Here is a 23,845-nt window from a genome sequence, read left to right as displayed (position 1 = left end):
CTTGCGCGGGAGAGGGAGCAGATCGAAGCAAGATTAAGTGATGTGCCTAGATGAATGCTGAAGAGCCTACAAAAAAATTTAGGGGCATTACCTATTGCAGGAGAGCAAAATTTTTACCGGACAGTAGTGTGTGTAGGCAGGGATCCATCCATCAAAATAGTTCATCGCACAAATTAAGCCATGGAGGATTGTTTTACTCAATTTTTTCCTTTTTTAATTTGTTTTTCCCGCGTACATTGTAAATGGATCCCTGCCTACGCAGGGATGACAGCTTTTTAAACATCACCGTAAACCATAGAATAGGTTTCCTGTTTAAATTTTGTGAGGAACTTTCAGGATTTATGCGCTCCGATACTCACATACTTCATGTATGCTTCTGCGCAAGTAAAATTCCAAACAGACCCTGAATGGGTTTGCCAGATTCATCAAGCTTATGTAATTTTCCCACAGTTTCCTTATACTCTAAAATAGACCAGCCACAGTTTTGATAATAATGGTAGAGCTCTTCATGTTCTGCCAAATAAGTAAAAAATGTAGGTAATACAAATTGTTCTGAGCGAATTGGAACGACAAGAAAATGAATTCCTTGCGCTGCTGTTGCCTCCTGTAATTCCTTTAAGAGAGATGGAATTCGGGCTGCATCTAAAAATTGCAGGGATACGGTTGCAATAACCAAATTATAAGCTTCTTTTTTAAGGGATAGAGGGGCATGTAGATCATGAACTATGGGAATCAGTGTAGTTATTTCTTCCTCATGAGCGATGTGACGAATTTTCTCTATTGCTGCTTCATTATAATCTATTCCTGTCACTTCATGCCCCATGAGCGCTAGGAAAAGGGGGTTCCGGCCTGAACCACAGCCTATATCCAGTACTTTTAACTTATTCTTTTTCTGGAAATAGGTGGTGTAAACGTAATATAAATCGGTATGCACATTACCTAATTTGTATTTCTTATCAAAATAGCGATGTGGTTTACAATAAAAATCTAAAGATGCATTAAAAACCGCACTAATAGGTATTATTTTGTGCCAAGATGCGGGGGGAATGATGATTTGATTATTTTTTTCATTTAAATGATGGCGAGATAATTCCTGTTCCTCTCCATCAAGAAAAAGAAAATCAATTTCACCCGTATTAATTTGCAACCTACCCCAAGTCCCCTCTTTAGTGCTATGTTTTTCAAGGAAAAATTTGAGCTTTCCATCATGAGTTATTTGCAACTGTTTATAACAAATCAGGTCCTCATAAAAAGCAGCCATGCCTTTTTCTCCATGTCAGAATAAGTGGGTACGATCCCTTTCAGTTGAAATTATAGCTTTATTTGCATAGTGTATTAAAAGGATTAAGTATTATTTGCCTTAGTTTTCTTGCTCCAATATGAGTAAAGCTACTTTAATAGGTTAATTTTGACATGAAGACCACCTTTACCTTATATCCTGTAGCTCCATTCCAGTTGGACTATACAATCCTTGCTTTGCGTCGAAGAAGCAAAAATAATGTTGATCTTTGGGATGGGCACCGTTATACACGATTATTGGTCATAGAAAATGTACCTGTTAAAGTCGTTGTTGAGCAAAATAAAGCGATTAATAAACCAGAATTACTTCTATCCATTGAAAGTCAAAATGAGGTATCTCAAGAGCAAGTCATAGCTCAAATAGAGAAAATGCTAGGCTTAAAATGGGATTTAAGCGATTTTTATCACCTCACACAACATGATGCTCAATTAAATCCACTTGTTATTCAATTTAAGGGAGTTAAACCACCTCGATTCCCTTCAATTTTTGAAGCGCTGGTTAATGCGGTTTCCTGTCAGCAAATATCACTTGATGCAGGATTGCACATTCAAAATCGATTGGCTGAGTTTCTGAGCATGAGAATAAAGGAAAATGAGAACACTCTCTACGCATTCCCAAGACCAGAAGAAGTTGCTCATTGTTCCGTTCCTGATTTGAAGAAAATAGGCTACAGCACCCATAAAAGTGAAACATTAATCCAATTAGCGGCGGCTATTATGGAAGAAGAATCAAGTTTTCAATCTTTGGAAAACAAAGCAAATGATGAGGTAATCAATTTTCTATGCCGTTTTAAAGGAATAGGACGTTGGACTGCGGAATATGTTTTGTTGCGTGGTTTGGGAAGAGTTGATACTTTTCCTGGTGATGATATTGGCGCACAAAACAATTTATATCAATTGCTGCATCTTGAAAAGAAACCCGATTATAAAAAAATAATGGAAATTACCGCAAAATGGCATCCGTACGCAGGATTAGTTTATTTTCATTTATTATTAGGGTCTGTTTACAATTCGCTATAAGGAAATTTTGTTTTACAATAATTTTTTTATAAAATACCCGAGCAGTTTGGAAGCAAATTAAAAAATCGCATAAGGAATATGAATGGATAATACACCTCAAAGCTCAATTGTTGAGTCTACGAACGTTGATAAAGTATCTGATGTCTTAAAATGGATTCTTTTAATTACAGCAATTATCTGCTTCATTGTATTGTTTTGGGGCACCTATAAAACGTATCAGCTTGCTCCACCTTTACCGCAGCAATTTAAATCTGCTGTTGGACAGATCGTGATGACAGCAGAGGATATAGTGGCTGGTAAAGCAGGCTTTCAACGCGCTGACCTTATGGATTATGGAAGTCTTTATGGAATGGGCTCTTATTTTGGAGAAGATTATACTGCAAAATATTTAGTCAGTCTTGGCAGAATTATAGAAGATAAAATAGCACAACAACATTTCGGTAAGTCTTTTGCAAGTCTGTCTGTAGGAGAACAATATACTGTACGTCAAACAATGCAACAGGATCTACAGCAAATAGATCTGAGTCAGCAAATCAGCATTTTGTCACAGCCAATTGCTGATGCAATAGTGCAATTGCGTCAGCAAATTTCACAAAATCTACTGAATCATGATCCAGAAACAGGGTGGACCAAGGCTTACAGTTTGAATGAACAAAGTGCCTTACAAACGGCTGATTTTCTTATTTATTCTTCACTCACTACGATTGCACATAGACCAGGACAAAATAGTTCCTATACCAATAATTGGCCCTATGAGCCCACTATGGGAAATACGCCAACAGCAAATACCTTTTACTGGACTTGGGTATCGTTTTGTTTTGTATTTCTGGGATTTGGCGTCGTACTTTATATTTATCATCGATATTTGAGTGTGCCTGATAATGCATTGAGAACACCCGTGTTTTTGGGATTTGAGCCGCTAACACCAAGTCAGCGCAAGGTAGGGCAATATTTTGTTGTCGTTGCACTTGTGTTGCTGCTCCAGATCGCTGTAGGTGCGATTATGGCGCATTACTATACTGAGCGAACGGGTTTTTATGGAATCAATATTAATGATTATTTACCTTTTAATTTCTTACGCGATGTACACATTCAAACACCAATCGTTTGGATTGCCCTTTCATGGGTGAGCTCTGCTGTTTTTATGGCTCCTCTTATCAGTAAAAAAGAAGCAAAAAGACAAGGTTTTTTGGTTGATCTTTTGTTTTGGGTCACCTTGTTTATTGTTGGTGTATCACTTGTTGGTAATTACTTGGGAATTATGGGTTATGTGAATGAGTCCTGGTTTTGGATTGGCAATCAGGGTTTATCCTATCTGCAGCTCGGCCGCTTATGGCAAATTGGATTTTGTTTAGGGCTTTTCCTTTGGAGCTTTATTATTTTTCGCGGTATGTGGCCTACCTGGAGTGACTTAAAAACCGCTACTGTTGCGTTTTGGACTGGGCGCATTCGTTTAGAGCATCTTTTTTGGGCAAGCACGATGAATATTGCTGTATTGTATTGCTTTGGGATGATCCCGTTAACTGGAATTGAAAAATCATTCACGATCACTGATTTTTGGCGTTGGTGGGTAGTTCATCTTTGGGTGGAGCAGTCATTTGAGTTTTTTGCAGCGTGTGCCACTGCTTATCTTTTAATGGGAACGGGATTGGTTTCGCGAGGCTTAGCAGAACGTGCAATGTATTTTGAAACAATTTTAATATTTTTAGGAGGAATCATCGGAACTGGCCATCACTGGTATTGGACCGGTACACCGGATTTCTGGGTACCACTAGGAACTATGTTTTCGTTTATTGAAGTATTGCCTTTGGTTCTCCTCATTATTGATGCCATCGAGCATCATCAATTGATTAAACGACAACATGCATTTACCTATAATTTAGCTTTTCTCTATATTTTGGGGGCATCCTTTTGGAATTTTGTTGGCGCAGGAGTATTCGGTGGGGGGACACTCAATGCACCGCTTATAAACTATTATGAGCATGGAACGTTTCTTACTTTAAACCATGCGCATACGGCATTATTTGGCGCATTTGGTTTACTTGGCTTAGGTTTAATTTATTTTTGTTTGCGTTATGCCGCTGGTGAGCGTTTTGCTTGGAGTGATCGTTTAGGAACTTGGGCTTTTTGGTTATATAATATAGGCCTTTTTTTATGGATTGTATTGAATTTCTTTCCTATAGGTTGGGCTCAATTAATGGATGTTTATGAACATGGCTTTGCCCATTCAAGAAGCCTTGAATTTTATAATACAACATTGTTATGGCAATGGTTACGACTGCCCGGAGATGTAGTATTTGCTCTAGGTGCATTATTCATGGCCTATGATTTTATTAAAAAGCTAGGTCCCTTTTTTCCAAGATGGTTGGGAGCTAAGCATTTAGAACAACAACTTATTCGCGATATTTAGCTGGCTTAATTCAGGCTATTAGATTCTTCCAAAGTGCTTGGATCAGGATCATCCTTCTGATCCATTATTCTAATTCCATTAAAACTGAGCGGGGAAGTGCGCGCGCCATACAGCGGTACGTTTTTAAAAAGAGTATAAAAATTAGGAAATTTATAAGTTGATGAAGAAACGGTATCTCTTTTTTGCAGGGCGCTCTCAATAAATTGGCAATTTTCTTCAGGGTTCTGCTCAAAATTGGATACTCCAACGACTAAAACATTAAAATCTGGCGATAATGATTGCAGCCACTGATAAAATTCTTTCTCACATCTGAAATAGTTATTATCAAGCGTATAAATACATTTCCCTTGGTTAAAGTTTTTCTCCGTCAATACGACCACCTGCTTAATTCCAAATTCTTTTAATTGCTCTAATGACGGTAGTTTTGTGGTGTCAATTTGAGTGAATCCATGATTTGGTTCGAGTATTAAACCTAATGAAGAGTCATATGTTGTAGGTGATTGTGATAACAGTTTATCACGCGGTAACGCATCTTGTAGCTGATCCATAATCCGTGTTTGAGAGGTTTGATCATTCATTATGGATAGCTGCCAAATGCAATCAATGCCATTTATATATAATGCACTTGCAACAGGTGCCGCGTGCCCTGTAAAGTTTATAAACAATGTATGATCGAGCCCACCTTGTGTACTTAATTTTGCTAATACAGCAAGGGTATTGTTCCTAAACTCTTCATCAACCGCTTTTGTTATAAAGTTCCGCCCTTTGGGTATCACATCATGTGGGCTATTAAGATGGATGAAATGGAGTTCATCTCCAAATTTGGACAATACTTTTTGTGAGGGGGCCACAATTTCTACTAATGTCTGTAAATCGTGTTGGGTTCTTATTCTCATTTCAAAGCTTTTTGTGGGCTTTTGTTTTACAGGGGGATTTTGCAAGGCATCTATTTTATGGGTAATGATCTTTAGCTGGCGTAACTCATCGATAGAGATTTTGAAAGCAAAAAGTTTTTTCTATATTTTCTACGGAAACGTCTAAATACTTTTTGAAGAAATTATCGCGTAATCTATATTTATTTATCCTGCTTGCCTCAACATTTCCCTTCTCAATGGTACTAAAAATCAAAAGGCAGTTTTCATTTTCTAAAAACTCTATTTTATCCCGGTAGTAACCAAAATCTTCTGTCTCGTCAATAATTGCATTTAAAGCATCTGTAATCAGTTTTATATCGGATTTCATTGCAAATATGTATGACTCGTCAAGCACTTATTTGTACTATTATAAATGAATAACATTAACGACAAATTAAGAGAGTATGGATATTAACCCTGGAGATAACTGGATAAAGGGTTTTATTGTGCATGAAGATAGGACAGGCAACAAATGACATGCTACCTGGTTAAATTATGTGAGGATCTCTCAGGCATAAAGCGGCCGAATGTAGGTTTTTTTGATTTTATATCATGAAGTAAGAGCATCTGGCTCGTCGCTGGAATTCATTCTAACCATGTATTTAAAAATTAAGGCTTAATGTCTTTTCGCTATCTAACTCGTGCTCATTGATAATGTCATTTATTGAATTACGAACCTGTTGAGACACATTATTACTAAAGATTAGACGTATGTCTTCTTGATTTACGCTTGAAACAGCTAATTGAATCATTTGAGGTCTACCCCCTGTAATATTCTTTTGATATAGATAAGAGGGACGTCCTGCTACTGCTCCAATTCCTGTTCCTTGGTTCATAAATATGAATCCTGCCTTATTAAGAAACGTTTCAATTTTTTCAAATTTCATTATTAGTATCTAATAAATAAAAGAAGCATTATGGATAAAATTTAAATAAATTTCAATAGGTTATTCCTCATTGCATATCTCTTCGAGAACAGCGAGGTTAATCTATTTCGCTGAATAAATGTTTTGATATACTCTAATGAATCCAATATTAAGTGTGCCCAAATGTACATTAAATCCAGCCAATTGATTTTCTCGCCATCCGATCTGACCCAATTTATGGAGAGTCCTTTTGTATCTTGGATAGAACATCTTGCAGTGGTGCATTCTGATTTATTGCCTGCACCCGATGAAAAAGATGAATTAATCGATGTATTGCAACATTTGGGAAACCAACACGAATTGGAGCTCTTGGCATTATTTGAAAAACAAGGATTATCCGTTGCCAATTTGCATCGACATCCCAACTCCTATGATGCAACCCTAACTGCCATGAATGATGGAGTCGATGTGATTTATCAGGCTCATTTGCAATTGCCTCCGTTTCAAGGATATGCTGATTTTCTAATAAAGAAAGCAGGTAAAAGTCGATTGGGTGATTATTGTTATGAAGTTTGGGATACCAAGCTTGCCCGATCTGTAAAACCTAGTTTTTTGCTGCAATTATGTTGCTATGCGGAAATGCTTGAAGCAATGCAGGGCAGTAGAACAGACTACATCACGGTAGTTTTAGGCAATAAGGAACAACGGCGCTTTCGTACTACCGATTATTTTTATTTTTATCAAAATCTGAAACAACAGTTTTTATTGGTGCATCAAAATTTTGATCCTAACGTCTGTCCTGATCCTGCTGCATCTAAAAGTTGGGGGAGATGGAGTACTTATGCTGAAGAGTTGTTAGTGAAAAAAGATCATTTGCTCCAGGTTGCAACTATTACCTCTGGGCAGATCAAAAAGCTTTATCAAGCAGGAATTAAAACCATGACTGCATTGGCTCATGCAAATTGTTCCTGGGTCAAAGGGATTAAACCCGAACGTTTTGCACGTTTGCAAGCACAAGCTAAAATTCAAAAGGATAGTAGCGGCAAGGATAGACCTTTATACCAACTGCTTCCGCATGTCCCAGGACAAAGGCAAGGTTTGACGCTGCTGCCTCCAGCATCACCGCTCGATATATTTTTTGATATTGAAGGTTTTCCTCTTGAAGAGGGGGGGCTGGAATATCTTTGGGGCATTGCTTATTTTGATGAACAAGGTCAGCGTCAGTATAAGGATTTTTGGGCTCATGATGCAGAGCAGGAAAAAGAAAGCTTTCACGCTTTTGTGACGTGGGTTTATCAGCGTTGGCAAAAAGATCCGCAAATGCATATTTATCATTATGCCAATTATGAAATTTCTGCGTGTCGTAAATTAATGGGGCGGTATGGTGTTTGTGAGGATGAGGTCGATCAGCTCTTACGAAATGAAGTATTTGTTGATTTATATAAAATTGTTAAAGCCTCGCTAATTATTGGCGAGCCACGCTATTCCATCAAAAATATAGAACATTTATATCGGGGAAAACGAGATACTGAAGTGGGGTCGGGAGGCGATTCAGTTGTGGTTTATGAATATTGGCGAGAAAATCCAGATGGAGCGAGTTGGCACACGTCAAAAATATTAAATGATATCCGCACTTATAATATAGATGATTGTAATTCTACTCAGGAATTGGTGGATTGGCTAAGGGCGCGACAAAAAGAGCAAGGTATATGCTACTTAGGTAAAACAGAGCATGTTGAGCTTGAGATTAAGGAAGAATTAGGTGAGCGGATTCAATTACGCGATCGATTACTGGCACAAGCAGAACGTTTAAAATCTGAGGGGAACATAGAATTAGCTAAAATACATTTGATTTTTGCATGGTCCATTGAATTTCATCGACGTGAAGCGAAGCCTGTGTTTTGGCGTATGTTTGAGCGATTGGGTCTAACTGGAGAAGATCTACTTGATGATATTGATTGTTTGGCCTATTGCCGACGAACTCCTAAACCACCTTATAAACCCTCACCAAAATCACGCAATATGGCCTATGAGTATTTTTTTGATCCGGAACAGGAGTTTAAAGGAGCTGCCAAACAATATTTCATTTTAGATAATGAAACAAAAGACGGTAAGGCACTTACAGCAAATTATTATGAAGAAGACAGTGATCTGGAGCATGGGACTATTGTCTTGCAAATGAAAAATGAAGTGGATGATCCAATTACTTTAATTCCTAATGAATATGTAGACCCCCATTCGATTCCTGATGCGATTGCAAAACAGGCTGCATTATTTGAGCAAGGCTTGCTTGAAAACACGGCAATATTGGATTTTCTGAGCAAGTCTTATCCACGAATTAACGATCATCCTCAAGGATTAGCGATTGCATCAAGTCATCATCCTGAGGAACGATTAACTGAAATTATTCGTGCTGTTTTAAATTTAAATAATAGTTATCTTACTCTTCAAGGCCCACCCGGTTCAGGTAAAACCTACACTGGAAAGCATTTAATTGCAGAACTCATTCGCAGAGGAAAAAAAATAGGTATCTCGTCCAATAGCCATAAAGCAATCAATAACTTATTGCTAAGTACAGCTACTTATTGCCAAAAGGAAGGAATTAACGGACATTTTGCATGCGCTCGTAATACAGATGGTGAAATTGAAGCTTTAAATATTACAGTTTTAGAAAACAAAAAAATTGTTGATTTTATTCAACCGGGATGTGTTGTAGGCGCTACAGCTTGGGGTTTTACCAGAGAAGAACTCGCTGATGCTTTTGATTATCTATTTATTGATGAGGCTGGACAAGTCAGCGTTGCAAACCTGATTGCTATGAGTCGTTCAACCCACAATATTATATTAATGGGAGATCAAATGCAGTTGGGTCAACCCTCCCAAGGAAGCCATCCTGAAGAAAGTGGTTTATCCATATTAGAGTACTTGTTACACACAACACCAACGATTCCAGATTCTATGGGGGTTTTTCTAGGTACTACCTATAGAATGCATCCTGCAGTAAATCAATTGATTAGTGATGCGATTTATGAGGGAAAACTGGAAACTGCCCCAGAAAATGCTCATCAAGTAATAAGCATTCCAAAGGGATATCAAGGTGTGCTAAATAAAGAGGCGGGGATTATTTCTGTACCTGTCATTCATGAGGGAAATACGCAAGCCAGCGATGAGGAAGTAGAACAAATTGTATTATTAGCCAGAGAGCTTTTAGGGAGAACATTTAAGGCAAAAAATGGTTCGCAAAAAGCAATCAGTTGGGATGATATTCTTTTTGTTGCCCCATATAATCATCAGGTGAATAAACTGAAAATGGCACTTGGTGAACAGGCTAAAGTAGGAAGTGTCGATAAATTTCAAGGACAGGAAGCACCCATTGTTTTTTTGAGCATGTGTGCGAGCAACGCAGATGAATCTCCTCGAGGACTTAATTTTCTCTTTGATAAAAACAGAATAAATGTTGCAGTTTCAAGAGCTCAGTGTCTGGCCATTATTGTCTATTCACCTTCCTTGCTTGAGACCATTCCTACTAATGTCGAACAAATTGCAATGATGAATGTATTTTGCCAATTGGTGAACCATTAGAGAATCTTAGGACGCAGTGAGCAGAAACTCAATAAACGCGCCGGGGTTTTAATTTATGAGCAATAATGGCAAGGATACTTACAATAGGTAATATGATTGGAAATATAATAAATTCGATCATTTTCATCAGATATTTTTTTACTCCAGTTGCTAAAGCATAACGTTCACTAAACTTTTTAACGATTGGCCAATTACTCATTAAAAAACCAGTTGGTTCTTTAAACCCGAGGAAAAAATATCCCGTAAAATACCCATACATCTGCAATATTTTTTTAGGATAAAAAATATAACATGCAGAAGAAGAAGGCTCGAGATATTCAGTATAATGCCAACAATTTCTTGGCATAAACAGCATATCCCCTTTTTCAAGGGTAACTTTATACCCTTCAGCTTGTTTTGTTCTTGGATATTGCTTATTAATTTCTTCTAAAGGGCTGCTAAAATCAATCAAGGTATCACTCACAAAAGGAAGTTTATAAAGCGCTTCGCTCTGATCTTGAGTAAATAATAAAAATCTCTTTTTCCCGCTTAAACATACATGAAGATTGGAACAATGCTCTCTGTCATAATGCATGTATGTATGCGTGTTTTGGCCACCAAAAAAATAGATTACTTTTAAAGTTTTATTAAAATATCTCGGTCTTAAGGGAATATGTTGCCAAAGGGGTATATGCTTTTCAATCTCAGCAGACTGTTTTTCGGTAAGAATTTGACCAAAGATTCGGTAGGGCATATTTTGTTTTATTTTAGCTATTATTGTTCCAAAATCAGCAGGTTGATGTGCGACGCGACGATTATTTTCAAAAGTAGCATAGGTGGTGTCTGCATGAATGTGTTTTTCAAAATAATCTAAAGTAAAGTTGCCCCTAAAGTTTTTTATTTTTATAAGTAGGGGCTTCCTTGATTTGTATAGAATTTTCTTGATTTTCTCTTCGTCGCCATAAAAATAATCTATGGTCTCAACATCCATTATCTTCATTGATTGACCTTTTGAATTAAGTAATAAAAATAATATTTTTTACCATAGAGAAGGGTTTTTTTACGCTCTTTTTTTGCAATATGGCGTAGAGCTGATTTTTTAAACAGAAAAAACCACCAGGGAAGAAATGCTATTCCCATGGAACTAACGAAATCTGGAAGTTCTTCATCATCACTCATCATCGAATCAATATAAGGTAGTATTTTTTCCTCATTTACAATTAAGCGTTGATAAATAGCCGATTGAACCATTCGAGTTATATTGACCTTTTGAATTATTTTTAAAGTTTTACTTGTCTTAAGATATTCTTCTAATTTTTTTGCTTGTAATTTATCTTTAATATTTATATCAGAATAACAAAAAAAACCATTAGGAGACAAAATACGCTCTACTTCTGAAAAAAATAGCTCAATTTGTGGGTAAAGATGAGAGCTCTCAAGGTTTGTTATAATATCAAAACTGTTATTTTCAAAAGGTAAATATTCCGCATCGGATTGAATATAATTGATCTTGTTTTCTTTGTAGAAATTATGGTGAGCATGTTTTACTAATTCTTTTGTTAAATCAACACCTAAAGCATATTTTGTTTTTAGTAATTCGGAACTAACTTTTAAACCAATACCATTACCACACCCAATTTCAAGCAGTTTTTTATCAAAAAATTGTATCCTTACTAACGGTCTTATCAGATGATAGAGAAGTAAGGGAGAATAAATATCTTGGATAGCACATATTTTTGAAAAATCGAAGTGCAATGCAGCGTATTCATTATATACGTGTTGATTCCATAACCCCCAATTCAAAAAGGATTTATCAAAAATAATATGTGCAAAACTTTTATAGCTCTCTTGAACCTGATTTTTAATCAATTTTACTTCTGAGGGATGAAGATTCCCTAGTCTCAATAATGAACGAAGTTGCTTTAAAGCCTGGCCGTACGTCTTAATGTTATTTTCCGTGATTAAATGCATAATAAATAACGTAGCATGGAGTGTTGTATTAATCAAATGCAGTACCAGCCAATACTGAAATGAGGAAGTAATCTTACCTCGCATTTTTGTTCTATTGAATCTTTTGTGCTATTAAATAAGTATGAGTGTCATTTTCGAGTCGCTTTGTGAATAAACTTTTGAGCCAGGACGTGTTTTTATATGAAATAAAGGTAGTGGGGATATGTTGAATAAGCACATAAAAGAAACTGATATTCAGCAATAAGCAAAATCAAGGTGGGTATCCTATCACGCAAAAAATTTGTGTCTTGTTATAAGTCCTTATTATTGCTATTTTTTTATTTTAATTTTGTGTACTACCTCTGGGTGGTCACTGCCTTAAGTTAATGACTTTTGGCCTTATTCTACGTCCGCAGGATCCAGTGATGTCGTGAGTTTCCTGGATTCCTCGACAAGCACGGAACTTAAGTAAGGCACTTGGTTTCTTAACCTCATGGCATTGTCTCTGGTGGTATGGGAGTATTTTAAAGTGGTGAAAAAAAACCAGGAACGTAATTTAAATGACATTCTTAATGAACCTCTTGCAATCATTGGAATGAATTGCCAATTTCCTGGGGTTGATTCGGATGTAGAAGATGTTGAGGCATTTTATACAATGCTACTCAAGGGACTTTCGCCTATTAAAGAGGTACCCAAAAATCGTTGGGATGTTGATGAATATTATGATCCCAATCGTGAGAAAACCGATAAAATAATTGGTCGTAAAGGAGGTTTTCTTAATAATCCTCAGTTATTCGATGCATCTTTTTTTAAAATATCTACAGTCGAAGCCAAACAAATGGATCCGCAACATCGTCTTTTTTTAGAGGTAGCGATTCGGGCTTTAAATCATGCCAACATTCCACTGGACTCATTAAATAATTCAAATACCGGGGTATTCTGTGGTGCTTCAACACAGGATTACAGCCAACTCAATTATAAAGACCATATCGAATTTAATGCCTATACCCAGATTGGTGCAGCCAGCAGTGCTGCAGCAGGAAGACTGTCGCACTTTCTCAATTTAAAAGGGCCCGGTATGGCTGTAGATACAGCGTGTTCTTCTTCACTAGCAGCGCTTTATGTTGCGGCAAACTCGTTGAGAATGAAGCAATGTTCTATGGCAATTGTTGGCGGGATTCATCTAAGTCTTTGCCCTGAAAGTTTTATCAGTGTGACTAAAGCAAAAATGTTATCGGCACAGGATCAATGCAGCAGTTTTGATATCAATGCTGATGGTTATGTACGCAGCGAAGGGTGTGGTGTTGTTATTGTAAAACGCTTAAGTGATGCCATTAAAGATAAGGACACAATTCATGCCGTGCTCAAAAGTATTGTCATGAATCAGGATGGTGACGATGGAACGGTTTTGGTCGCTCCAAATATTAAGGCGCAAATTGCAATGCATCACGAAGTGTTGGCACAAGCTCACTTAACCCCAAGTGATATTGATTATATTGAAGCGCATGGAACGGGTACAATTGTCGGTGATTCAGTTGAATTTAATGCAATCCAGCACATACATAAAGGTCATCATAATCAAGATAAGCCTCTGATTATTGGCGCAGTAAAAAGTAATATAGGTCACAGTATTGCATCATCTGGGGTTGCATCACTGATTAAAGCAATTGGTGCATTGAAACATGAAACAATTCCAGCCAATTTACATTATACAAAACCGAACAAAACGATAGATCCTGAAAGCATACCCGCGCTTTTACCTGTACAAGCCATTGCTTTTAAGAAGCAAAAAAATAAAAAGAGACATGTGCAAATATCTAATTTCGGCTTTACTGGTGCCAATGTAAGTGCGATCATTGAAGAAGCAGCTAATGATTCATTACCATCAGTACCATTAGATGATGGGCAAGCCAAATGTTTTGTTGTTTCAGCAAATAGTGAGTATTCGTTAAGACAAATGTTAGCAAGTTATGTACTATATCTTCGAGAGAGTACGACGAGTTTGCATGATATTTGTTTTACACTCATCAACTGTCGCGATCATTATAAATATCGTTGTGCCATTGTTACTCAAGATAAAGAAACATTGATCAAAAAGATTGAGTCTGACGATTATGAGTTGCACAAGATCACGGTAAAAAAAGAGATACAAAAAATAACTCCTGATGTACATCAGATACATGAGGCGTATCTTGCAGGATTTAATATAAAAGTCGATGCAAATAATGTTCAATTTAATAAAGCAGATTTACCACTTTATTATTTTGATAGAAAACCTTATTGGCATGAGCCCAGAAAAAAGAATGAGTTAAATACTTTATGCCTGCAACCCAAAGAGCAACAAGTAGAAACAATCAAGGAACAGCTTGCTGCTCAAATACAATCTCTTCTAAAAAGAGAACACATGGAGGAACATCAGGATTTCGGTTCTCTAGGCTTCAATGAAGAGTTATTGACCGAACTTGAGCAGATCGTTTATGAACTCTTTTCCTATAAAATGTCCATTCCTGCTTTTCTAACTTTGGATAAGTTGGCCAGACACATACAACAAATCCAGATGCCAGAACCAGTTTCTCGACAACCTACAGTGAATGTACTCAGCAACGAACCCATCGCAATCATTGGTATGAGTTGTCGTTTTCCCAAAGCAGAGAACATCCATGAATTTTTATCCTTATTGGAACGCGGCGAAAGCGGTATGGCGGATATTCCTTTAGAGCGATGGGATAATGAGAAGTTTTATGATCCTGATGTGAATGCTTTGGGTCGACTCTATATTAAACAACTTGGATTAATTGAAAATATAAAAAATTTTGATGCAGATTTTTTTAATATTAGTCCACGTGAAGCAAAGCTCATGTCGCCGCAACTACGGGTGTTTCTGGAGAATAGCTACCATGCTTTGGAAGATGCAAACTTATCCCTGGCTTCGATTAAAGACAGTAAAACTGGAGTTTTTGTTGGTTGTGGTACGAATGAGTATCCACGATTATTAGCTGGTCTTGGCGTAAGTTTAGATGATCTAAACATTTATTTTGCAACGGGAAATGTGTTAAATGCGATCCCTGGCCGAGTGGCTTATGCCTTTGATTTCCATGGACCAATACAAGCTATTGATACAGCATGTTCCTCATCGATGACCGCTATCCATGATGCGTGTTTGAGTTTGCAAAATGGTGATTGTGATATGGCACTTGCGGGAGGGGTGAATATTTTGCTCGCTCCTGATTCCAACATTACCCTTTCAAAAGCCAGAATGTTGTCTCCCGAAAGTCGCTGTAAGACATTTAGTGAGGATGCCGACGGATATGCACGTAGCGAGGGATGTGGTGTCGTCGTTTTAAAACGGCTTAGCACTGCTTTAAAAGACAATGATACGATTCTTGCAGTAATCAAAGGTACTTCAATTAATAGTGACGGTAAAAGCGGCGGTTTTACTGTTCCTAATGGTGTTGCTCAAGAGGAAGTAATTCGCAGCGCGCTTGCTAAAGCCAAATTATTGCCCAAGGATATCGATTACATCGAAGCACACGGTACAGGCACGCCATTGGCTGACCCAATCGAAGTAAATACGCTGACTAAAATTTTTAGTGAGTCTCACAGTCCAGAGAACCCCCTGTATGTCAGCTCAGTAAAAACGAATATAGGCCATTCCGAAAGTGCTTCAGGTGTATCCGGTGTAATTAAAGCTGTTTTAAGCTTGCAAACTCATCAATTATTCAAGCATCTTAATTTCAAAAAATTAAACCCTGCGATCGAGTTAACAAATACAGTTATTCCTTTGAGCACTATGGAATGGTCTAAAGAAGAGGGGTTGCGGTGTGCTGGCGTTAGTTCATTCGGGTTTAGTGGAGCCAATGCACATATCGTATTGCAAGAAGGACCATCTATAAGAAAAACAGAAAAGCGCGCTCTACCACAAGAGTCCTTATTAGTACTTTCAGCAAAAAGTAAAACCGCTCTTGAATTACTTGTAGCAAGTTATCAAAAATATTTAGCAAACACGCATGAGGAATTTGCAGATATCTGCTATACCGCCGCAACCTGCCGCAGTCATTTCTTATTTCGGGTAGCGATTAAAGCCAGTACTGCGAAAGAAGCAGCCGCAGTTATTGAAAGAAATGAGTACACGATTTCCCGGATTAAAAAAGAAAAGAACAATCCCGTATCCTTGCAACGCCCCATGTCATTGGCGCAATTACAGGCTGATTATCAAGCGGGCCTTATGATTAATTGGGCTGATTTTTATCAGTCACAGCATATAGAATTTATAAAAGTGAAACTTCCTTTATATGAATTCGCTCGTGAAGAACATTGGTTTGAAACGAAAGACAAAATTAAAGATGCACCCCTGCCTAAAGATTGGTGTTTTCAATTACAATGGCAACAGCAACTTTGTACGCGAAATAATCGCAAAACTCAGGGAAATAACTGGCTTTTAATAGGAGCCCAACAACTAGCTCCCCGTCTTAGTGCTCAGGGATTAGATATTATTCTAGAGGAAGAGAATTATTCTTTAGATAATGTGGATGGAGTTATTTTTGCAATCGGACTCGATTCCCCTGCAGCATCAGATATTGAATCCAGCATCGATTTTCAAAAGAAAACACTCAAGAAATTATTAACTCTGGTTAAAGAACTGGATAGTAAAGCCATTAAGTTGCAATTAATCGTGCTGACTGTGAATGCAATCGCTGAACTTGCTGCAGGTGAACTCAATCTGAGTAATAGTCCGCTTATTGGATTTTGCCGAACTTTGGTTTTAGAGCTGCCGCAATTAAATACCATTTTGATTGATACGGAAAAAACGGAAGATGAAGACTATGCTGGGCAAATCGTGGATGAAATCAGGCATAATTTTGATCAATGCTATGAACATATAGTTGCCTATCGTGAAGGGAAACGGTTCATTGCACGGTTGAAGAAAGTCAAACTGTTGGATAGGAGGCGATCTTTATATGGTGAAGGTCGGTATCTAATTACTGGGGGGTGTGGCGGTTTAGGTTTAGTTACTGCACAAGCTTTGCTTTCAGCAGGCGCTAGAGAAGTTATCCTCACTTCAAGAAATGTGGATAAACCAGCAGTAAAAGAAGCAATTAAAAAAATTCAATATAATTATACCGGCCGGACCATTAGTGCTGTGAGCCTGGATGTCACTGACAAAGAAAAATTGCGTCATTTGCTTCTTGAATTGAATGCTGATGGGTTGTTAAAAGGCATTATTCATGCAGCAGGTGTGGCGATTAAAGCACCATTATTGGAGCATAAAGATGAGGATGTCGATTATTTATTTTCTGCAAAAGTACAAGGCAGTTGGTATTTGCATGAGTTAAGTAAAAATCTCGACCTGGATTTTTTTGTGATTTATTCCTCAATTTCTTCAATTTTCGGAAGCAATAAAGAGTCTGTTTACAGTGGTACTAACAGTTTTGTAGATGCTTTGATTACTGAACGTCAACGTTTGGGTTTAGTCGGAACTGCCATTGAATGGGGGCCTTGGGGTGAAGTTGGAATGGCGAAAAAACGATCTCAAGACCAGGGTTTGAAACAGTCTTTAATCAGTAATGAACAAGGTCATACGTTCATTAAAATTTTTATCAATGAACAATTAAGCCACGCAGCCATTATTTCACCCGAATACCTCAAGTTTATGCTTGATTTTGTTCCTAAGCCGGTTCCTGCTTTTCATAAACATTTGGCAGATGATCTGACTTTGGCGGAACAGATCGATAATAAAAATTTATCGTCTTGGCTTAATGAATACCTTGATGTCACTGAGGGAAATCGACCCCAAGCCTGCAAAGACATGGTGTGTGCTATTTGTAAAGAAATTCTGGAGCTCACCGATGCAGAAGATGAATTGGATGAAAACGAGGGATTTTTTGAGCTCGGTTTTGATTCGTTAATGATTACTGAAATGGCTTCCAAGCTCAAGGAAAAGCTGGCGCCAACACTTAAAGTGACAGCCACCATAGGGTTTGATTATCCATCAGTTAATAAATTGGCTCTGCATATAGAATCTGAATTGGGGAAATATATCACTCCCAAACAAGCCCCAAAAGCAGTGGTGGAAAAAACAGAGGATTCCATTGCTATTATAGGGATGAACTGTACCTTTCCTGGTGCCCCCGATGTTGCTGCTTTTGAAACATTGCTTGCAGAAGGAAAAAGTGGCATGAAGGATATTCCAGGCGATCGATGGGACAATCGAAAGTATTATGATCCTGATATGGATGCTCCAGGAAAATCTTATATCAATAAACTTGGATTAATCGAAAATATTAAATGTTTTGATGCGAACTTTTTTGGCATTAGTCCTCGCGAAGCAAAATTGATGGAACCTCAGCAACGAATTTTTTTAGAATGCTCCTATAAGGCATTAGAAAATGCGAATTATTTGCCTGAGTCATTACGTGGTAGTTTGACAGGAGTTTTTGCGGGTGTAGGTCCCAATGAATACTATGCGCAACTAGAAAAGTCCGGTTTTTCGAATGAAGAACTCAGTGTCTATTCGATTACTGGAAATGTGTCCAATCTTATTCCTGGTCGTGTAGCATATACTTTTGATTTTAAAGGTCCATCAATTAGTGTAGATACCGCCTGTTCTTCCTCTCTGGTAGCGATTCATTATGCATGTCAAAGTTTAAAAAATCGAGAAATTGATTATGCATTGGCTGGCGGTGTCAATGTGTTGTTATTGCCTGAAGCAAATATTACTTTATGCAAAGCAAGAGCTTTAGCTCCGGATGGTCACTGCAAAACATTCGATGAGCAGGCAGATGGATATGCGCGTTCAGAAGGCTGCGGCGTACTCTTTCTTAAAAGGCTATCCGATGCACTACGCGATAAAGATACTATTTTAGCAGTCATTAAAGCTTCAGCGGTAAATAGTGATGGGAAATCAGCGGGTTTGACCGTTCCGAATGGCAAAAGCCAGGAAGAAGTGATGCAGAAGGCTTTAAGTCAAACCAATTTATCCAGTAATGACATTAGTTATATTGAGGCGCACGGAACAGGTACACCCTTGGGTGACCCGATAGAGGTTCATGCAATCAATCAAATCTACGGAAAGGGACGTACTCAGGATAATCCCTTATATCTTGGTGCAGTCAAAACCAACATTGGGCATCTTGAAAGTGCTGCTGGAGTAGCAAGCGTCATTAAAACAGTTATAGCCTTGCAAAAGAAAAAAATTTATAAATTGCTCCATTTCAAGAAATTAAATCCCCATATTCATCTGGGTGACACACGCTTGGCTGTGCAAAAAATTGATTGGAACACTGACTCCAAATTAAGATGTGCCGGTATTAATGCGTTTGGTTTTAGCGGCACTAATGCCCATCTTATTTTACAAGAGTTTCCCAAAGTTGAGGAACACAAGCCAGTTAAACTCTCTAAAATTCAGCTGTTGGTGCTCTCTGCGAACTCACAAACTGCCCTAGAACATTTAATTCAAAATTATCAACAATATTTGGCAACAACTTCTGATGATTTTGGTGATATCTGCTTTACTGCAGCTACTTGCCGCGAGCATTATTCTTATCGATTGGCTTTAATTGCTCACGATGCTCAAGAGGCACGCCAACTATTAGAAACAGGGCAGTTTGCATTATCTCATGGAAAAATGAATACACTTGAGATACAGAATGATCCTGCGCTTAAGTCTGTATTGGCAGTCTATATGCAAGGAAAACAAGTTGACTGGAGCTTATACTATAAAAACAGTGGTTTTGAGTTTACCAAAGTCAACTTACCTCATTATGTATTTGATCCTATTGAATTTTGGATTGATAAAAAAACTTTTTCTCGGACACCTGCAGATGTTGTGCATCCTCTTTTAGGACAGATGTTTTCACTACCTGGCAATGAATTTTTATTTAGTAATAAGCTGGATTTAGAAAATTTAACTTATATCAATCAGAACTTTGTTTTTGATAAGGTTGTTTTTCCTGCAACCGCATTTATTGAGTCGGGTTTGGCTGTCGCCAAATTTGTATTGAAGCGCAATACTTTTTCTATCGAAAAATTTCATATTGAACGACCGTTTTATCCGAAGCAAGATCAAGAGCTTCAGGTACAAGTCAAACCGAAAAATGAAGAACAATATAAAATCAATATTTTTGCGAAACAAGATGATAATTGGCAATTGTTTTCTGAAATGGAAATTAATTCGCAATCACCTTCAATAGCTGAATCTATTGATATTGATCATCTAAAATCGACTTTTAAACGTCGACTTGATTTATCACAAATTTATGAACATTTTAAAAGACAGGCTCTATTTTATGGGGCTGAATTCCAAGTCTTACAAGAGAGTTACATTCATGCCGACAGCGTCCTAGCCAAGGTAATGGCTAAAAGCACTCAGAGCGCTAGCTATTATTATCCACCTATTGTGCTTGATGGGGTGATGCAAAGTATTTTGTTACTCAGAAATCAGGTTGAACATTCAACTTATGTGCCTTATACGTTTGCACGGATGACAACAATTCAGGAAGCTCCTCGAAGTGTATGGGTTCATGTAATTCAAAGAACTTCAGAGCATGAGAGTGAACTGTGTTTTGATGTTAAATTTTATGATAATTCAGGCTTGTTGATTGGTGCAATTGAGAAGTTGAGGCTAAGAAGAGTGACTCAAAGCCATTTCATTCCTTACGAATCCTATCTCCAGAATCTGTATCAAATTCGATGGGTTCCCTTCAAGTTGAACTTACTCACTCAAAAGCAGTTGCCTGAGCTGTTTGTGATATCTAATGAACCGGAGAAGGCAAAAACAGTATTTGGGGATCTGGATTATCGACTGATATGCGAACTTAATGAGTTGGAGCATATTGAAAATAAAAATATAATTTTTTTATTCAGCCAGGGTCAATTCAATGATTTATTCCATTGTTGTCAAAAAATGTTTAAGTTACGGCCTAATTGCTTCATATTGGTCACAGAAAATGCATATGCGATTCAGGATTCAGACCAGGTAAATCCATACCACACTATGGCATGTGCTTTTTGGAAAACCTTTAGCAATGAGCTTGAGCTTGCCAAAAATTACACAATCGATTTGGGTACAAACAATGACTTATCAGAGATTTTAAAGTATCTGTTTGCCGTCAACAGTGTTGAGAATCAATTCGCGCTCAGAGATGCGATTTATATTCCCAGATTAAAGAAAACACAGCTTTCTGCACCTCTTGCGCAACACGAGTTGTTATTTAAAAGTGATGCAACCTATCTGATTACTGGTGGTACAGGCGGCTTGGCAAAAACATTAATTGAGTACCTTATTCGCCGAGGGGCACATCATATTGTAATTACGAGTAGGTCTGAATGTCCTGCGGATACTAAAGATTTGATTGATCTTGCCCGAAAAAAACACGTATTCATTAAACATTATCAGGCAGATGCCAGTAATTATCAGCAAATGGAACATATCATTACAGAAATTGAACAGAGTTCCGAGCCGCTGCAAGGAGTATTTCATCTCGCAGGCATTGTACAAGATGGTTTATTGGTCAATCTAAGCAATGAAGAGATGCAAAATGTATTGAGTGCGAAAATGGAAAGTGCATTGATTCTGCATCAGTTAACCAAAAATATTCCACTGGATCTGTTTGTTTTATTTTCATCTTCAGCATCTGTATTAGGTGCGAGAGGACAAGCAAACTATGTTGCAGCCAATGGATTTTTGGATGGATTAGCATATCTGCGTCAACAGCAAGGACTGCCTGCATTGACAATCAATTGGGGACCTTTTCATTCAATGGGAATGACTGCAAATCTGAGCCAGGGAATCCAACAACGCGGTTTTACTTTGTTAGATAAGGACAGCATGGATGTTCTTGATGTTTTATTAAGAACTCAGTTGGCGCAAATTGCTGTGTGTCCTATTAACTGGGATATCTATTTTAAATACTCACCGAAACAGGCATGGTTAGTAGAGCTTATGAAGCATACTCTTCCAGCCGATCAACACTTTTTAAATTCTCTTCGTCAACATACCAAGGAAGAGTGTATTACCATACTGAGTCAGGTTTTACGTGAAATTGCCGTAGATGTATTAGGGTTAGATGATGTAGAGCAGATTAAGATGGATGATGGTTTGTTTTCTTTGGGCCTGGATTCACTGATGGCTATAGAAATTCGCAATCGCATTCACGATAAATTGCAAAGCCCTACTCTGAACTTATCAATAGAATATTTTATTAATGAGCCAAGTATTAGTCATATTGCTAAAAACATTACGAATGAACTACACAATTTATTTGATTTTGATCATCAGGCTGCAAATCAGGCAGCGATAAACATAGTTGGAGAAGAAGTTCCTTTATGTGATTTTCAATATGTTTTTTGGGTGCTCAACAGGCAAGAATATCCGTATAATATTGGAACCCAGTTACAGATTCAAGGCAAGTTGAATAAGGATTATGTAGCCCAGGCATTTGATGCGGTAGTAAAACAAAACAGTGCTTTTTGGTTGAGCTTCGAAACGGAAGTACCCATTCAAGTGTTGAAGAAAAAAGGTCAATTTGAATTAATCTATAAAGACATCTCCTTAAATAACGAAGAGAAGATGCTCAATCAAGAGTTTCAAAATAATATGATGTGGGAGATTCCATTAACACAACAGCCACTCATTAGGGTATTTCTTTATAAGATAAATAGTGATCTGCATGAATTGCACATGATTATTCCGCATATCATCGTTGATGGCCCCTCATGCGATCTTATATTGAGCCAATTTAAAAAATTCTACGAAACGCTTGCTCAAGGCAAACAATTGATTCTTGAACCGGAAAAAGATTCATTTCTTAACTTTGTCAAAAAAAATAATCATCTTTATACAGCGAATTTAAAACATAAAATTAAATTTTGGCAGAATTATAATAAAGGTTTTAAGATGCTGTATCTTGGGCCTAAATACTTTATGTCCGTAGAAAGTCAAAAAAAATATTTATTTCATTATCCTATTGATTCGCAGCGAGCAGAACAATTCATTGAATGGCATAGAGCTAAAAATATCAATGTAAGTACTGGATTAATTGCTGCATGTCATCTTGTTTTTTACAAGCTCAGCCAACAAAAGAAAATACCATTTATTCAGATTCATAGTGGTAGGGAAGGCAGCCAATATAATTCTATTGTCGGTTTGTTTTCGGAATATAAACGACTAAATATTACATTAGAGACTCAATACACGTTCATTGATTTTATTAAGACCATTGAAGAACAGCAATTAAAAACAGCTTCTTTTCAAAAATGTTCTCATGTGATTAAAAACAGTGAGTTTAAAGATTCGGGATTAACAGTGAGCCATTATTTATTTTATAGATGGAATAAACTTTGGTTAACAAAGCAATTTAGAAAGAGCAAGCTTAATTCAGTGATGATTGATTTTTATCTCATGTACTTAAGTTGGGCAGAGGCAATAGGTTTCAATATGTCACTCAAAAGAAAATTTAATAAATTATTTAAATTAAATATACCGCTGCAAAAACTAGAACGGTTAAGAGTTCTTGTAAATATTACCCCTTCTTTTTTCAGTAAAGCAGTACCGGATATGAATGTTACGAATCTTAAATATCAATATGCCAATCATTTTGGAAGCGAGGATCGCCCCGTAAATAGTCGTTCTTTATGGATTTTGTTTTCAAAAAATCAGGAAGGTGAGTATTTAATTTCAATTAATGGACCCATAACAACCCAGTGCAAAGATTTAATTGCTCATGAATTTAATCAGGTTCTCGCTAAGATACTAGAAAGTGATGAGTATACAGTGGATGATTTAATTCAATAAAAATAGTGTAACATTACGAAATTATAGGGATTAG

The 23,845-nt window shown here is 37.3% G+C and carries 10 protein-coding genes; 4 read left to right on the top strand and 6 right to left on the bottom strand.

The window, feature by feature from the left end:
* Positions 1-364: 364 nt before the first annotated feature.
* Positions 365-1,261, bottom strand: a complete 897-nt coding sequence (gene tehB / locus Lani_RS10550; protein ID WP_019235694.1) for an SAM-dependent methyltransferase TehB — start codon at positions 1,259-1,261, stop codon at positions 365-367.
* Between the two features lie 152 nt (positions 1,262-1,413).
* Between tehB and Lani_RS10545 the strand changes: the two genes are divergently transcribed.
* The gene (locus tag Lani_RS10545; RefSeq protein ID WP_019235693.1) at positions 1,414-2,319 is read left to right on the top strand and encodes a DNA-3-methyladenine glycosylase family protein; all 906 of its coding nucleotides are present in this window, start codon (positions 1,414-1,416) and stop codon (positions 2,317-2,319) included.
* An 82-nt stretch (positions 2,320-2,401) separates the two neighbouring features.
* On the top strand, positions 2,402-4,729 hold the full coding sequence (locus Lani_RS10540; protein ID WP_019235692.1) for a nitric-oxide reductase large subunit: 2,328 nt from the start codon (positions 2,402-2,404) through the stop codon (positions 4,727-4,729).
* Positions 4,730-4,734: 5 nt separating this feature from the next.
* On the opposite strand, the gene Lani_RS10535 is transcribed toward Lani_RS10540, so the two are convergent.
* From Lani_RS10535 to Lani_RS10530, 3 genes are all read right to left on the bottom strand, one after another.
* Complete coding sequence (locus tag Lani_RS10535; protein ID WP_223499401.1) at positions 4,735-5,625, bottom strand: hypothetical protein; 891 nt, start codon at positions 5,623-5,625, stop codon at positions 4,735-4,737.
* An 85-nt stretch (positions 5,626-5,710) separates the two neighbouring features.
* Positions 5,711-5,971 (bottom strand): hypothetical protein, encoded by a 261-nt coding sequence (locus Lani_RS20770; RefSeq protein WP_019235690.1) that lies wholly within the window; start codon positions 5,969-5,971, stop codon positions 5,711-5,713.
* Between the two features lie 274 nt (positions 5,972-6,245).
* Positions 6,246-6,479, bottom strand: a complete 234-nt coding sequence (locus tag Lani_RS10530; protein ID WP_152414839.1) for a hypothetical protein — start codon at positions 6,477-6,479, stop codon at positions 6,246-6,248.
* Between the two features lie 213 nt (positions 6,480-6,692).
* On the opposite strand from Lani_RS10530, the gene Lani_RS10525 reads away from it, so the two are divergent.
* Positions 6,693-10,091: a TM0106 family RecB-like putative nuclease gene (locus Lani_RS10525; protein WP_019235688.1), complete on the top strand. Its 3,399-nt coding sequence runs from the start codon at positions 6,693-6,695 to the stop codon at positions 10,089-10,091.
* A 28-nt stretch (positions 10,092-10,119) separates the two neighbouring features.
* On the opposite strand, the gene Lani_RS10520 is transcribed toward Lani_RS10525, so the two are convergent.
* Together Lani_RS10520 and Lani_RS10515 are read right to left on the bottom strand one after the other, a co-directional pair.
* On the bottom strand, positions 10,120-11,070 hold the full coding sequence (locus Lani_RS10520; protein ID WP_040523592.1) for a cupin-like domain-containing protein: 951 nt from the start codon (positions 11,068-11,070) through the stop codon (positions 10,120-10,122).
* Complete coding sequence (locus tag Lani_RS10515; protein WP_223499403.1) at positions 11,067-11,939, bottom strand: class I SAM-dependent methyltransferase; 873 nt, start codon at positions 11,937-11,939, stop codon at positions 11,067-11,069. The genes Lani_RS10520 and Lani_RS10515 overlap by 4 nt, the downstream gene beginning before the upstream one ends.
* Before the next feature lie 610 nt (positions 11,940-12,549).
* Between Lani_RS10515 and Lani_RS10510 the strand changes: the two genes are divergently transcribed.
* Positions 12,550-23,811, top strand: coding sequence for an SDR family NAD(P)-dependent oxidoreductase (locus tag Lani_RS10510; protein ID WP_058388556.1), 11,262 nt, complete (start codon positions 12,550-12,552; stop codon positions 23,809-23,811).
* Positions 23,812-23,845: the final 34 nt, after the last annotated feature.

Source organism: Legionella anisa (assembly GCF_001467525.1).
GTDB classification, from domain to species: Bacteria; Pseudomonadota; Gammaproteobacteria; order Legionellales; family Legionellaceae; genus Legionella; species Legionella anisa.
This window is presented reverse-complemented; position numbering and strand designations above follow the sequence as displayed.